The following is a 12489-nucleotide window of genomic DNA, read 5'->3' as shown; positions in this document are numbered from 1 at the left end:
AGCGAACGGCCTACTTCTTCTCGCCCTTCGGGGCCGGTGCACCGTCCTTGTCCCTTTTGATATTGCCCTTGGTGGCGCTCATGCCGGTGGTGTCCATCGAACCATCTGGCTTGGCGCCACTCGTCGTTCCGGGCTTTTCCATGCCGGTCTGCGGAGCGGGGCCGGTGTTCTGCGCAAAGACCGAGCCGCACAGGAGGGCAAGAACGGCGACGGTGATAAGCTTCTTCATAGATCTCTCCTTTGGAGGACCTAAGAGTAATTCGGCGCGCAAAGTGTGGTTCCTGGATTGGCGGCTGCGTCCCGCCGCTTTGCATCAAAAGGCACGGAGTAGCACTCCTCTTTGCCCTCTTCCTGTGCGGGGGGCCGTGAACTCTTCAGCGCCTTTGTGCGACCAACTTGCCGGATTGTGGATAGAAATCGGTTCGTGAAATGGTGACAATGACCTCAGCCCTCTCGACATGCTCCAAATGCGCCGTGGCGGCCGCCTTCGCAGCGGCCCTCGCGGTTCTCGGCTCCCCCACGGGGAACGTCTGGGCCCAGGACCGCTCCCCAGTGATCGACGTCAGCTCCGGCAATCCGGAAATGAATGCTGCCATCGCAAAGGCGAGGGGGACGCTGCCGGCGTTCTGGGCCTCCTACGATGCCCCAAAACCGTCGGAGACCGGTCATTCCCTCAAGGCGCGCTTTCCCAAACCGGGAAGCGGTCACGAGCACATTTGGATGGCCGATGTGAAGAAGATCGGCGACGGTCGCTATTCGGGAAAGTTCGCCAATGTACCGCGTGATCTGCCCGGCAAGAAGGCCGGCGACGCGGCTGAGTTCAAGGAAGCCGACATCTCGGACTGGATGTTCATGCGCAACGACAAGATCGTCGGCGGTGAGACCATCAAACCGCTCCTGAAATCAATGCCGAAGGCTGACGCCGATGCGCTTCGGGCCAGGATGGAATCCCCCTAAATTCGGTCCGGAGAAAAGGCGGCGGCGCTTCCCGATGCATCGGCCCGGGTTGCCCTGCCGCGCCTCGGCTGGTACCTAGCCGCCATGGCCGAGAAACCGAAAAAACCGCAGAAATTGAAGGCGCGCCTGCCGCGCGGGTTGGAAGATCGTGGCCCGGCCGCAATCGCGGCCACGCGCCAGATGGTCGAGAAAATCCGCGAGGTCTACGAGCGCTACGGCTTTGAGCCGGTGGAGACGCCGGCGATGGAGTTCACCGACGCGCTCGGCAAATTCCTGCCCGACCAGGACCGGCCGAACGAGGGCGTGTTCTCGTTCCAGGACGACGACGAGCAGTGGATTTCATTGCGCTACGATTTGACCGCGCCGCTGGCGCGCTATGTCGCGGAAAATTTCGACGCGCTGCCAAAGCCGTATCGCAGCTACCGCGCCGGTTACGTCTATCGCAACGAAAAGCCGGGCCCCGGTCGCTTCCGCCAGTTCATGCAGTTTGACGCCGATACGGTGGGCTCCGCTTCACCGGCGGCCGACGCCGAGATGTGCATGATGGCGGCGGACACGATGGAAGCGCTCGGCATTCCGCGTGGCTCCTATGTGGTGAAGGTGAATAACCGCAAGGTGCTCGACGGCGTGCGCGATGCGCTCGGTATTGCCGATGACGGACAATGGCTGACCGTGATGCGCGCGATCGACAAGCTTGATCGGCTCGGCATTTCAGGCGTGCAGCAATTGCTTGGCGAGGGCCGCAAAGACGAGTCGGGCGATTTCACCAAGGGGGCCGATCTCAAGGCGGACGACATCGCGTTGGTCGTTGGTGCGATCGAGCAGGGCGCGGAGATCGATGCGCGGCTGGGCGACAGCAAGATCGGGCAGGAAGGCCGCGACGAACTCGACGCGATCAGCAAGCTGGTGACGGGATCGGGCTATGGGCCGGATCGAATTGTCATCGATCCTTCCGTCGTGCGCGGCCTCGAATATTACACCGGCCCCGTCTACGAGGTCGAACTCACGCTGGAGACCAAGGACGAAAAGGGCCGCCCCGTGCGCTTCGGCTCGGTCGGCGGCGGTGGGCGCTATGACGGCCTCGTCTCGCGCTTCCGCGGCGAGCCGGTGCCGGCGACCGGTTTCTCGATCGGCGTATCGCGGCTGCAGGCGGCGCTGACGATGATCGGCAAACTCGACACGCGGCCGGACTTCGGTCCCGTGGTCGTCACCGTGTTCGACCGCGACCGCGTCGCCGACTACCAGAAGATGGTTGCAGAACTGCGCAACGCGAACATCCGCGCCGAGCTCTATCTCGGCAACCCGAAGAACATGGGCAACCAGCTCAAATATGCCGACCGCCGCAATTCGCCTTGCGTGATCATCCAGGGCTCGGATGAGAAGGCGCGCGGCGAAATCCAGATCAAGGACCTGATCGAGGGCGCGAAGGCGGCCGCCGCGATCGCTTCCAATCAGGAATGGCGCGAAACCCGTCCGGCGCAGTTTTCCTGCGGCGAGAGCGAGATCGTCGCCAAGGTGCGCGAAGTGCTGGCGCGCCATGACGTGAAGTGGGGATAGCTGATTTTGTCATACGCGGGCTTGACCCGCGTATCCATCTTCAAAATGATGGATTGCCGGTCAAGCCCGGCAATGACAGCTTACCGAATACGCAAGAGCAAAAGGGAGTTATCGATGCCTGAGATTACCGTGAGCATGGCCGCCGGCCGCACCGATGAGCAGAAGGCCGGCATGATGCGCGACATCACCCAGGCGCTGGTGAAGAACCTCGGCGTCGATGCCGATGCGGTGGTGATCCAGATCAACGAAGCGCCGCTGGCCCACAAGATGAAGGGCGGCAAGACCTTCGTGGAGCGCGCGGCGGCCGCTGCGGCGGCGAAGAAGTAACTCTGCCTTTTCCTTCTCNCCTTGTGGGAGAAGGTGGCGCGGATGAAATCCGCGCCGGATGAGGGGTTCTATCCGCGATTACCGACGCGAAAGATTTACTCGCGGAGAGAGACCCCTCACCCGTCTCAATCGCGCGTTCCGCGCGATTGATCCACCCTCTCCCACAAGGGGAGAGGGAAGGGAGCAATCCATGGACGCACGTGATTTCATCAAGGTCGGCATGAGCGCGGAACGGACGCTTGTCGTTCCACCCGAGCGCACCGTCGGGCATTTCGTGCCTGATATGCCGATGGTCTATGCGACGCCGATGATGATCCTGGAAATGGAGATGGCGTCCAGCGACGCCATCAAGCGCCATCTCCAGCCGGGATGGATCACGGTCGGCACCGAAGTCGACATCCGCCATCTCGGCGCCTCTCTGGTCGGCGCCACGGTGCGTGTCACGGGAAAGGTCGTAGCCGTCGAGCGCCGCGTGATCCGCTTCGAGGTCGAAGCCTTCGAGGGCGAACGCAAGATCGGTGACGGCCGCCATGCCCGCGGGCTCGTTAATACAGAGATGTTTACGAAGCGGTTTGCGGGGAAGTAGCGAGGACTCGGTGTGTAGGGTGGGCAAAGGCGCATTCGCGCCGTGCCCACCATTCCGCACCGAGCTCGCGATGGTGGGCACGCTTGCGCTTTGCCCACCCTACGCTTTCACTTACTTCGCCAATTCCTTTGAACGCTTCGTCGCCGCGGCGATCGCGCGGATCATCAGCGGCTGCATTCCGTCCTTGGCCATCAGCACTTCCAGCGCGGCGGCGGTGGTGCCGCCGGGCGAGGTGACGTTCTGGCGCAGCGTGGCGGAAGCAAGTTCCGAGCGATGCAGCAATTCGCCGGAGCCCGCGACGGTTTCGCGCGCGAGCCTGGTCGCAAGCTCCGCCGGCAGGCCGGCCTCGACCCCGGCGCGCGCGAGTTCTTCGGCGAGCAGGAACACGTAAGCCGGGCCGGAGCCGGAGACGGCGGTCACCGCATCCATCAGGCCTTCATCGTCGACCCATTCGACCGAGCCGGTGGTGCGCAATAGCGCATCGGCCGTGTCGCGCTGCGCCGCGCTGACATTCTTCGCGGGCACCGCAACCGTGATGCCGCGGCCGATCGCAGCCGGCGTGTTCGGCATCGCGCGAACCACCATGCCGCCACAGATTTTTTCAAGCGCCGCGATCGGCGTGCCGGCCATGATCGAGACGACGAGCGTGTTCGAGCCGACGAGGGGCTTCAATGCTGGTCCCGCCTCGGGAAACGTCTGCGGCTTCACCGCTACCACCAGCGTATCGACGGTGCCGGCGTCCTTTGGACTGAGACGGACACCCTTTGCGGCGAGCGCCTTGATCTCGTCGGACGGGTGGGGCTCCACGACCAGCACGCGGTTGGCGTCGAGGCCGCCGGCCAGCCATCCCGTCAGCATCGCGCCGCCCATCTTGCCGGCGCCGGCCAGCGCGATGGTGCCGTGGAGATTTTGAAGTGCGTTGGTGGGAGCCATCGGTGTCACCACAAGTGTATTTGTCGTCCCTGCGAACACAGGGAACACCGGCGGTTTTAGTGAAGCTCAGAAGAGGCCACAAGCAATTTGCTTGAGCCGAGGGGCCGCGGGCTATGGGTTCCTGCGTTCGCAGGAACGACGCCGCGCTTGGGAGACGGCGGTGGCCTTACGCCTCGCCCTCGGTATCGAACATCGCCGCGCTCATGGCCTCGGCCGCGCTCTTTCCGGCCCAGACTACAAACTGGAACGCGGGATAGTAACGTTCGCAGGCGTGGATGGCGCCGGCCAGCATGACCTCGCATTGCGCGGTCGAAGCGGTCAGCCCGCCCGGCAAGACCAGCGCCTGCCGGTACATGATCATGCCGGTATGGGTCCAGATGTCGAAATGGCCGACCCACAGCTGCTCGTTGACGGCGGCGATCAGCCGCTGCACCTCGGCGCGGCGCGCCGGCGGAATCTTCATGTCGAAGGAACAGGCCAGGTGCAGTGCCTCGATCTCGCCCATCCAGGTGAACGAGAGATGGTAGTCGGTCCAGTTGCCCTTGGAGACGATCGTGACTTCGTCTTCGCCGGAACGCTCGAACGCCCAGTTGTTCTCGGCGGCAATGTCCTCGACTGCCGCGAGCGGGTTGTTCCGGGAATCAATATTGCTCTCGAGGAGGGACATGCCGTCTCGACCCTGTTTCTTGAATTCTTCTGATACGCACGCGGAGCACGCACTGAACTGATGCGGTGCTGCCGGCTGCAATCCCCAGATTGCCGATCGTCTTGGGGCCTGCCGAAGCTCAAGTGATGTGATTTGCGGAATCTGCGCAACTGACCCCTGAGTCCATCCACAGGCCAAAGCGGCGTCGTCCACAGGGTGTTCGAGGCCACGGTTATTAATTTGAGAACAAACCGGAATCGGATTCGAGCGTCGCGGAGTCTGTCGCGCCGGAAAATGCGGCGGGCCTGCCACATTGGTTAACATGTGGTTAATTTTCTCAAGGCAGCCAGACGTCGCGTCGCCTGGGGGCATTCGCCGCCCCTGATGAAAGCGGTGGCGGGTCTGTCCGCAGTATTCTCCAGCTGCGTCCGGGCGCGGTGTGATGGGTTGGGGCCGTACCTCTATAGCGCCGCTATGCAGGCAATCGCCCGGATAAAGCGGTTCCTCTTTGCAATTGACAGCCGCGCTGACCGGGGCGCATATTTTTCATCGGGTGGATACGACCTGCCGCTTGCGCCCGTTCAGGGTACGGTGAACGTATCGAGCCGCTTCAGGCACCCTTTGCCCAAGCGAACGAGTCAGTAATGCAAGCGCCTGACATTTCTCGTTCGCCAATGCAGAGGATCTTCCCATGCGCGATTTCCGCGATGCAAAGGCCATGGCGCAAACCTTGCGCGAGGCTCTGAAGGCCAAGTCTGTTTCCCTGACTCACAGTGAAAGCCTGGAACTGGTCGCGAAGACGCTGGGCTTTCCCGACTGGAATTTTCTGGCTGCGAAGATTCAGCATAGCCAGCGGACACCCGCGCTGTCGGTGACGCCGGCGCCCGGTTCAGCGTCCATGCCGGCTGGAACTGTCGTTCCGATCGTACCGATGCGAGACCTCGTTCTGTTTCCGCAAATGATCGTGCCGATCTTCGTTGGGCGCGACAAGACCAAACGCGCGATCGAGCGCGCTTTGGCGACTGATCGCCGGATCCTCGTGCTTACGCAGCGGCGCTCAGGCGATGATGATCCGGCGCTGGATGCGCTTTATTCGGTGGGCGTATCTGCAGATGTGATCATTTGCGTAACGTTGGCGGATGAAACCCTCAAGCTCATGGTGTCCGGTCTCGAACGCGTCTCGGTTGTCAGAGGAGCGGGGGAAGAATTCCTGGCAGCGGAGATTGCGCCATGCGAGGAGAGTCGTGGCCGGACGGCGGAGGCGGTTGCCCTGTCCGGCGCGGTTGTCGATGCCTATCGGGTCTATGCCAACCTCGATTACGCCGCGCTGCCAAAGCCGCTTCAGGCGCGGCTGCGCCTGCCTGGCATCGACGACCCGGGGATGGTGGCCGATTCAGTTGCCCCGTTGCTGTCGGCCGGAATCGACCAGCGGCAGCAACTGCTCGAAACCTGCGATGTGGTTACCCGGCTCGAGAAGATTCTCGAACTGCTGAAGACCGACCAACAGGCGGCCTGAAGGGACGGCGGGAACGCCGTGGCCCTACTTCTCGCGCGCAGCTAGCGGACAGGCATCGATCGCAGTCCCGAGCCACGCGCCTTCGATTTCGACGCACGGCCGGGAGGCATCGACGCGCAGACCATAGCGTTCCAGCAGCGGCTCGCGGATCGGCTTGCCACGCGTATGCAAGGCCCATGCGCCGCCCGGCAACGGATCGTTCAACGCGGTGCGGATGCGGCGGTCGAACTGGCCGTCAGGCATGATGGGCAGCGCAATGTCGGCGATCTGAAAGAACCGCGACTGCGGTGGCAGCAGCGGAGCGACATAGGCCAGCGGCTTGTCGACCAGAAAGTAGAAAGCGGGCTGCTCGAGGGATTTTGAGATGCTCGGATTGTACGGATTGGACCAGGGACGGCGGAACCAGTCCGCCGGCTGCGTCCACAGTGCAATTGCAACAGCGACGACGAGCATCATCGAATTTGCCGGCATCGACGATGCGCCCGGCGAGGCCGGTCCGGACATGGCTGCGATGCTGCGGTGGATCAGCAGGACTATCAAGGGCGCGCACAACAGCTCCAGCACGATCGCATAGCGGTGAATCGCAAACAGGCCGAGCCATGTCGCATAGGAGACGATGCAAAACACCAGGAACTGAACGTCACGGCGCGTGAAGATCGAAATGTTGGTGATAAGGCTCCGGCCGATGCCGAGCACGATCAGCACGGTCGCGACCGCAAATCGCGCATCGCGGAACGGATATTCAGAGCTCCTATTGTCGCCGACCAGCCAGTAGAACGGATATGCCAGGGCATCGAGCAGGCCTCGCGGCATGAACTGCCAGTCCATGATGTTCATCGGGACCAGTTCGGGGGACTGGAACACGGCGTTGAAGAGCGGGAAGATCGGATTGCCCATCTCGCGCCAGAGCATCATCCCCCACGCGCCGCCCGTCGCCAGCGCGCCGATCGCGCCGCCAACGCCGAGGCAGAGCGTCGCCAGCAGCGGCCGGGTCGCAACGAGTACGGCGGCGGCCGCGCCGAGCGCAAAGGTGACGTTGGTCAACTTCAGCCCGACGGCCGCGCCGATCAGGAGCCCCGCGAGCACGTAACGCCCGGGGCGCGATCCATCCGCCGACAGGATCAGGATGCAGCCGCCAACAACCGGAAGCGCGGTGAGAATGTCGGAGAAGCTCGTGCCGACTTCCGAAAGCGTCATCGGTCCGAGCGCGGCAATCAGGATCGCGGCTGCGATCGCACATGCCGTCGCCGCTTCCCGCAACAGGACGCGCACCAGAAAATAGATCAGCAGCAGATTGAGCCCGTGCACCGCGCCGATGATCATCAGGCCGTAGGGGGTCGGCAGCAGGTGGCGCAGATAGTAGACCGGGAAATAGACGGTCGGATTGAAATAGGTCTGAAAGCCGGCCGGCAGGGCATCGATGCCATAGCGGCCGGTGATGACGGCCCAGACATTGTACTCGTGGTAGTTCAGCCAGTCCCAGTTGACGTCCTCGCCGGCAAACCAGGTGTAGATCGCGCCGGCCAGCAACGAGCCGAGCGCAATCGCCATCGGCACCAGGGTATTGGTCTGAAGGATTGGCGTCTGCCAGGCCCGATCCGCGGGCCTTGCTGCCTGCGTGTCGGCAACGTCAGCGGCGTGTGTCACGCTAGCTCCATGTGCGTCGCCCGGGCGATCTGGAGTTGGGCACGACAGACACATCTAGGCCGCCGGCTTTAAGGATTCGTGAATGTTTCGCTCGGCCTCGATGTGTCAGTGGCCGTTTGCAAATCGCGCGTTAACGCTCCTTCGATTAGCGTCAGACACTTGTTGGCAGGATTGGCTCATGATCTCGGAATTATCCGCGGCTTCCGGCCGTTCGCCGTTTGATACGGCGGAACGGGAAGGGCTCATGCCGACGCTGCTGCTGACCGGCATCGTCTTCGTCGTCGCCATCCTGCTGCGGCAGGTCGTTCCCCTCAATACGGATGTGAGTTGGCTGCTCGTCGTCTGCGAACGCATGCTGGACGGACAGCATCTCTATCGCGACATCATCGAGATCAACCCGCCGATGGCGGCCTTTGCCTATCTGCCGGGTGTCGCGCTGGCGCGTGTGCTCGGTGTCGATCCGCGGCACGTGATCGATGCCCAGCTTCTGCTGCTGGCGGCGGCCTCCCTGTTCGCGGTATCGCGCATCCTGCGTCTGTCGCCGGCGCTGGCTCAGTTGAAGTGGCGCCCATTCGTCATATGGGCCGCGGCCGTGGTGACGATCCTGCCGATGCATGTCTTCGCCCAGCGCGAACATGTCGCAACGCTTACCTTCCTTCCGGCGCTTGCGGTCTATGCGCTGCGCAGCAATCGCGAGCCCTTGCCGTTCTGGGCGATCCTGGTTGCCGGCGTCGGCGCCGGCATCACGCTGGCATTCAAGCCGTTCTTCACGGTGCCGGCGGCGTTGTGCATCCTGTTCAGTGCGTATCGCTCGCGCTCATGGCTCGCGCTGTTTGCGCCCGAAAACATCATCGCGGCGGTGCTGGTGATCGCAGTCAGCGTCGGTACCTACGCCTTCTACCCTGAATATTTCACGGTCACCTATCCCTTGGTGCGCGACACCTATCTGTCGTGGTCGATGCCGGCTTCGGTGATCTTCCTGAACGATGCAACGCTGGTGTTCGCGATTGCGATCGTCTCGGTGCTGCTGGTGCGGCAGAAGGGCGAGGTCGACTCGCTGCTGATGGCGACGATGCTCGCCGCCGCCGGATTTGCCGTATCGTTCTTCCTGCAGCGGCGCGGCTGGGCCTATCATTCCTATCCGATGGTGGCGGTGGCGTTGCTCGCGATGGGCTATGCGCTGACGGGTGTGGTCGACTGGCGCTCGCGCCGCCTTGAGGTCGCCTCAGCGGTCGCGCTGGTTATGGCCTTCGGCTTCGGCATGCTGTGGTTCAACGGCAATGTCTATGTTGGCCCGGTCAAGGACGCGGTCGCCGGCCTCAAACCCAATCCAAGAATACTGGTGCTGAGCGGCGAGGCGGCGATCGGGCATCCGCTGGTGCGCGACGTCAACGGCGTCTGGGTTTCTCGCCAGGAAAACCTCTGGATCCGCGAATTCGTGCGGCTGACGCGCGAAAAGACTCTCGTGGATGCCGCGACCGATGCGAAGCTGAATGAGTATCTGGCGCTCGAACGCAAATGGCTGATCGAGGATTTCAGGAAGCTGCCGCCAGATATCGTCCTGATCGACAATCTGCGCGATGACTGGGGCGCCTGGGCTCGCGCCGACGCCGAGGTGACGCAGTTGCTCAGGGCTTACACGCTCGTCGGCTCGGTCGCAGGGATCGACGTGCTGCGCCGGAACGATTGACGGTATCAGCGGCTATTTCTGCGAGACGCCGATGATGAACGTGTAGGGCACGCGCGAATAGTCGTCGCGAATCGCGAGGTTCACTTTTCCAAAGGCGCGGCGAAGCACCTTGTCGTAGCCGTCGCGGTCGCGGACGAATTCACCGCGGTCGTTGTCGAGCAGCCATTTGGCGACACGTGACTGTCCCTCGCGATAGCAGCCGTCGAGCGTGAACAGGACGCCGTTTTCCTTGAGGACGTCGCGGATGTCGGCAAGCGTGGTCTGCAGGCCGTCGTCGCCGATGTGATGCAGAACGCCGTTCATCATGACGACGTCGGCGCCGGCGAACTCACGGGCGGCCGCGGCGTCGAAATGGCGGCAATGAAACGTGCCGAGATGGCCGAATGACCGCCGCGCATAGGCGATATAGGCCTCGTCGATATCGAAGCCGGTATAGTCGATGTCCTCGGGCAGATGGCGGAGGATATGACCGGGCCCGCATCCGACGTCGATCACCCGCATTCCCGGCCGCAGCGTCAGATAATCGGCGATCGCCTTTATCCGGGCGCCGAAGAATCCGCCGGCGTTCTGGTAGGCCTGGTACAGCGCGGGATGGTTCAGGATCGCCTTCATGAGGAGGCCTCGTCATAGACATGGCTGCGCGCGTTCGGCCCCGATTGGGCCAGCAGGGTCTTGAACGACGCTTGCTCGACGCGATCCTCGCCGTCAGTCGTATGGTGCGGCAGCCGTCCGCGCCGGTGGATATGCGAGATCACGAACAGCGGGCGGTTCTTGGACTGGATATAGAGGCGGCCGATATATTCCCCGATCAGCCCGAGCACGAGGAGCTGGACCGACGAAATCATCACCACCAGCAGCGTCAGACTGGTCCAGCCGGGCACGGTGCCCGAGAGAATCCAGCTGATGACGGCGCCGATGCCGACAAAGGTGAGGACGGTGGTCAGGAGCGCGCCGACATAGGTCGCGATCCGCAACGGCACCATGGAAAAGCTGATCAGCGCGTCGGCGGCAAAGCCGATCATCTTCGCCAACGGATATTTGGTCGTGCCGGCATGGCGCGGATTGCGGTCGTATTCGTAGGCGACCTGCTTGTAGCCGAGCCAGGCCACCATGCCGCGGATGAAACGATCATGCTCCGGCATCTGCACGAGCTGGTCGGAGATGCGGCGGCTCATCAGCCGGAAATCGCCGGTATCGACCGGAATCTGGACGCGCGTGATGCGGGCGAGCAGGCGATAGAAGGCTTCGGCAGACTTCTTCTTGAAGCGGGTTTCGCCGCCGCGGCTGCGCCGCAGGCCGTAGACGACGTCGGCATTTTCGCGCGCCATCATCTCGTACATCGGCGTCAACAGTTCCGGCGGATCCTGCAAGTCGGCATCGATGACCAGCACGAGGTCGCCGCGCACGGTGGACAGTCCCGCCGTCAGCGCCAGTTGGTGTCCGTGGTTACGCGACAAGCGTACGGCGACGACATTGCGGTCTTCGCCAGAGAGCTGGTTGATCAGCTTCCAGGTGTCGTCGGTCGATCCGTCATCGACCAGGATCAGCTCGAACCGCTGGCCGCACAGCGCACGCGCGGCTGAAGTCATCTGGTAATGGAATTCGCGCAGGCCCTCCTCTTCGTTGTAGCAGGGTACAACGATGGACAGAAACATCTTGCCGGGACGCGGTATCCCGTCCTGAATTTCCATGGGTTTGGCAGCCTGTCGGGCAATGAATCGATGCGAAGTGCTGCCTGAGATAATCGATGAAGCCCGGTTAATTGTTCATCAATTTTTAGAGCCGCGGGGTTACGATTCGTCCAAGCCAAGCTTGGCGCAATTAATCAAATGTTTAGGCGCTGTCTAAACGTTGCGTCACGACGACCGTCGGCCCGTGCACATCCACCCGGCCGGCGCCTTTTCAAGAACCTGGATCGCCTGCATGGACAAGGCCGAATTCGATCGCTTCGCCGACGCCTACTACGAGCAGCATCGCGAGAATGTCGCCGTCACCGGCGAGGGCCCGGAATACTTCGCCGAATACAAGATCAGGCAGCTCCGGCAGATCGTTGAGCGCGAGCAGATCAGCGTGTCGCGGATCTGCGATTTCGGCTCGGGGATCGGCAACTCGATTCCATTTTTTCGAACCTATTTCCCGGACGCTGCCCTGACATCGTCAGATGTCTCGGAGCGCAGCCTCACGCTGGGCAAGCAGCGCTACCCTGGAAACGGCAATTGCGTTTTGATCGAGGAGGGTCGCATCCCCTGCGACACCGGTTCGTTTGATGTCGCGTTCTCGGCCTGCGTGTTCCACCACATCCCGCATGGCGAGCACGTGATGTGGCTGAAGGAATTGCACCGGATTACGCGGCCGGGCGGACTGATCGCCATCTTCGAGCACAATCCGCTGAACCCGCTCACCGTTCATGCGGTGAATACCTGCCCGTTCGACGAGAACGCCAGGCTGATTTTCGCGGGCAGTCTCTCGAAGCGATTGCGGGATGCGGGATGGACGTTGCCGCGCATTCAATACAATTTGTTCTTCCCGCGAGCGCTGGCGCGATTGCGGCCGCTTGAGTCGAGGCTCGGCTGGCTTCCGCTCGGTGCGCAATACGTGGCCTTCGCGCGCAAGATCTAGCCGGAGCCCGC

Annotated in this window: 13 protein-coding genes; 7 read left to right on the top strand and 6 right to left on the bottom strand. The window is 62.6% G+C overall.

Annotated features, from left to right (window positions below; all coding sequences use genetic code 11):
- Positions 1-10: 10 nt before the first annotated feature.
- Positions 11-229 (bottom strand): hypothetical protein, encoded by a 219-nt coding sequence (locus CQ14_RS03575; RefSeq protein ID WP_057856566.1) that lies wholly within the window; start codon positions 227-229, stop codon positions 11-13.
- 209 nt (positions 230-438) lie between these two features.
- Here CQ14_RS03575 and CQ14_RS03570 point away from each other — a divergent pair, with 209 nt between their 5' ends.
- From CQ14_RS03570 to CQ14_RS03555, 4 genes are all read left to right on the top strand, one after another.
- Positions 439-957 (top strand): YegJ family protein, encoded by a 519-nt coding sequence (locus CQ14_RS03570; RefSeq protein WP_082649690.1) that lies wholly within the window; start codon positions 439-441, stop codon positions 955-957.
- 84 nt (positions 958-1041) lie between these two features.
- The gene (hisS, locus tag CQ14_RS03565) at positions 1042-2514 is read left to right on the top strand and encodes a histidine--tRNA ligase (protein WP_057856564.1); all 1473 of its coding nucleotides are present in this window, start codon (positions 1042-1044) and stop codon (positions 2512-2514) included.
- Positions 2515-2586: 72 nt separating this feature from the next.
- A complete protein-coding gene (locus CQ14_RS03560) occupies positions 2587-2841 on the top strand; it encodes a tautomerase family protein (RefSeq protein WP_156434660.1) in 255 nt (84 codons plus the stop codon).
- A gap of 190 nt (positions 2842-3031) precedes the next feature.
- Entirely contained in the window at positions 3032-3427 is a 396-nt protein-coding gene (locus CQ14_RS03555) for a thioesterase family protein (RefSeq protein WP_057856563.1), read from the top strand.
- Positions 3428-3538: 111 nt separating this feature from the next.
- Here CQ14_RS03555 and proC read toward each other — a convergent pair whose 3' ends face one another.
- Together proC and CQ14_RS03545 are read right to left on the bottom strand one after the other, a co-directional pair.
- Positions 3539-4360 (bottom strand): pyrroline-5-carboxylate reductase, encoded by an 822-nt coding sequence (proC, locus tag CQ14_RS03550; RefSeq protein ID WP_057856562.1) that lies wholly within the window; start codon positions 4358-4360, stop codon positions 3539-3541.
- Between the two features lie 166 nt (positions 4361-4526).
- Positions 4527-5027, bottom strand: coding sequence for a type III secretion system chaperone family protein (locus CQ14_RS03545; protein WP_057856561.1), 501 nt, complete (start codon positions 5025-5027; stop codon positions 4527-4529).
- A 670-nt stretch (positions 5028-5697) separates the two neighbouring features.
- On the opposite strand from CQ14_RS03545, the gene CQ14_RS03540 reads away from it, so the two are divergent.
- Positions 5698-6522 (top strand): LON peptidase substrate-binding domain-containing protein, encoded by an 825-nt coding sequence (locus tag CQ14_RS03540; protein ID WP_057856560.1) that lies wholly within the window; start codon positions 5698-5700, stop codon positions 6520-6522.
- Positions 6523-6546: 24 nt separating this feature from the next.
- Here the strand turns inward: CQ14_RS03540 and CQ14_RS03535 are convergent, their stop codons facing one another.
- On the bottom strand, positions 6547-8169 hold the full coding sequence (locus CQ14_RS03535) for a glycosyltransferase 87 family protein (RefSeq protein ID WP_199805433.1): 1623 nt from the start codon (positions 8167-8169) through the stop codon (positions 6547-6549).
- Between the two features lie 244 nt (positions 8170-8413).
- On the opposite strand from CQ14_RS03535, the gene CQ14_RS03530 reads away from it, so the two are divergent.
- Entirely contained in the window at positions 8414-9859 is a 1446-nt protein-coding gene (locus CQ14_RS03530; protein WP_245320174.1) for a hypothetical protein, read from the top strand.
- Positions 9860-9871: 12 nt separating this feature from the next.
- On the opposite strand, the gene CQ14_RS03525 is transcribed toward CQ14_RS03530, so the two are convergent.
- Positions 9872-10471 carry a class I SAM-dependent methyltransferase gene (locus CQ14_RS03525; protein ID WP_057856557.1) on the bottom strand — a complete coding sequence of 200 codons (600 nt, stop codon included), beginning with the start codon at positions 10469-10471 and terminating at the stop codon, positions 9872-9874.
- On the bottom strand, positions 10468-11514 hold the full coding sequence (locus tag CQ14_RS03520; RefSeq protein WP_057856583.1) for a glycosyltransferase family 2 protein: 1047 nt from the start codon (positions 11512-11514) through the stop codon (positions 10468-10470). Before CQ14_RS03520 ends, CQ14_RS03525 begins: the two co-directional genes overlap by 4 nt.
- A gap of 268 nt (positions 11515-11782) precedes the next feature.
- Here CQ14_RS03520 and CQ14_RS03515 point away from each other — a divergent pair, with 268 nt between their 5' ends.
- The gene (locus CQ14_RS03515) at positions 11783-12478 is read left to right on the top strand and encodes a class I SAM-dependent methyltransferase (protein WP_057856556.1); all 696 of its coding nucleotides are present in this window, start codon (positions 11783-11785) and stop codon (positions 12476-12478) included.
- The last annotated feature ends 11 nt before the right edge of the window (positions 12479-12489 follow it).

The organism is Bradyrhizobium lablabi (assembly GCF_001440475.1).
Taxonomy (GTDB): Bacteria; Pseudomonadota; Alphaproteobacteria; order Rhizobiales; family Xanthobacteraceae; genus Bradyrhizobium; species Bradyrhizobium lablabi.
This window is presented reverse-complemented; position numbering and strand designations above follow the sequence as displayed.

What these genes read in the sequence shown, in the direction of transcription:
- CQ14_RS03575 (WP_057856566.1), bottom strand. Translation starts at nt 229, where the DNA reads ATGAAGAAGCTTATCACCGTCGCCGTTCTTGCCCTCCTGTGCGGCTCG.
- CQ14_RS03570 (WP_082649690.1), top strand. Translation starts at nt 439, where the DNA reads ATGACCTCAGCCCTCTCGACATGCTCCAAATGCGCCGTGGCGGCCGCC.
- hisS (WP_057856564.1), top strand. Translation starts at nt 1,042, where the DNA reads ATGGCCGAGAAACCGAAAAAACCGCAGAAATTGAAGGCGCGCCTGCCG.
- CQ14_RS03560 (WP_156434660.1), top strand. Translation starts at nt 2,587, where the DNA reads ATGACAGCTTACCGAATACGCAAGAGCAAAAGGGAGTTATCGATGCCT.
- CQ14_RS03555 (WP_057856563.1), top strand. Translation starts at nt 3,032, where the DNA reads ATGGACGCACGTGATTTCATCAAGGTCGGCATGAGCGCGGAACGGACG.
- proC (WP_057856562.1), bottom strand. Translation starts at nt 4,360, where the DNA reads ATGGCTCCCACCAACGCACTTCAAAATCTCCACGGCACCATCGCGCTG.
- CQ14_RS03545 (WP_057856561.1), bottom strand. Translation starts at nt 5,027, where the DNA reads ATGTCCCTCCTCGAGAGCAATATTGATTCCCGGAACAACCCGCTCGCG.
- CQ14_RS03540 (WP_057856560.1), top strand. Translation starts at nt 5,698, where the DNA reads ATGCGCGATTTCCGCGATGCAAAGGCCATGGCGCAAACCTTGCGCGAG.
- CQ14_RS03530 (WP_245320174.1), top strand. Translation starts at nt 8,414, where the DNA reads ATGCCGACGCTGCTGCTGACCGGCATCGTCTTCGTCGTCGCCATCCTG.
- CQ14_RS03525 (WP_057856557.1), bottom strand. Translation starts at nt 10,471, where the DNA reads ATGAAGGCGATCCTGAACCATCCCGCGCTGTACCAGGCCTACCAGAAC.
- CQ14_RS03520 (WP_057856583.1), bottom strand. Translation starts at nt 11,514, where the DNA reads ATGTTTCTGTCCATCGTTGTACCCTGCTACAACGAAGAGGAGGGCCTG.
- CQ14_RS03515 (WP_057856556.1), top strand. Translation starts at nt 11,783, where the DNA reads ATGGACAAGGCCGAATTCGATCGCTTCGCCGACGCCTACTACGAGCAG.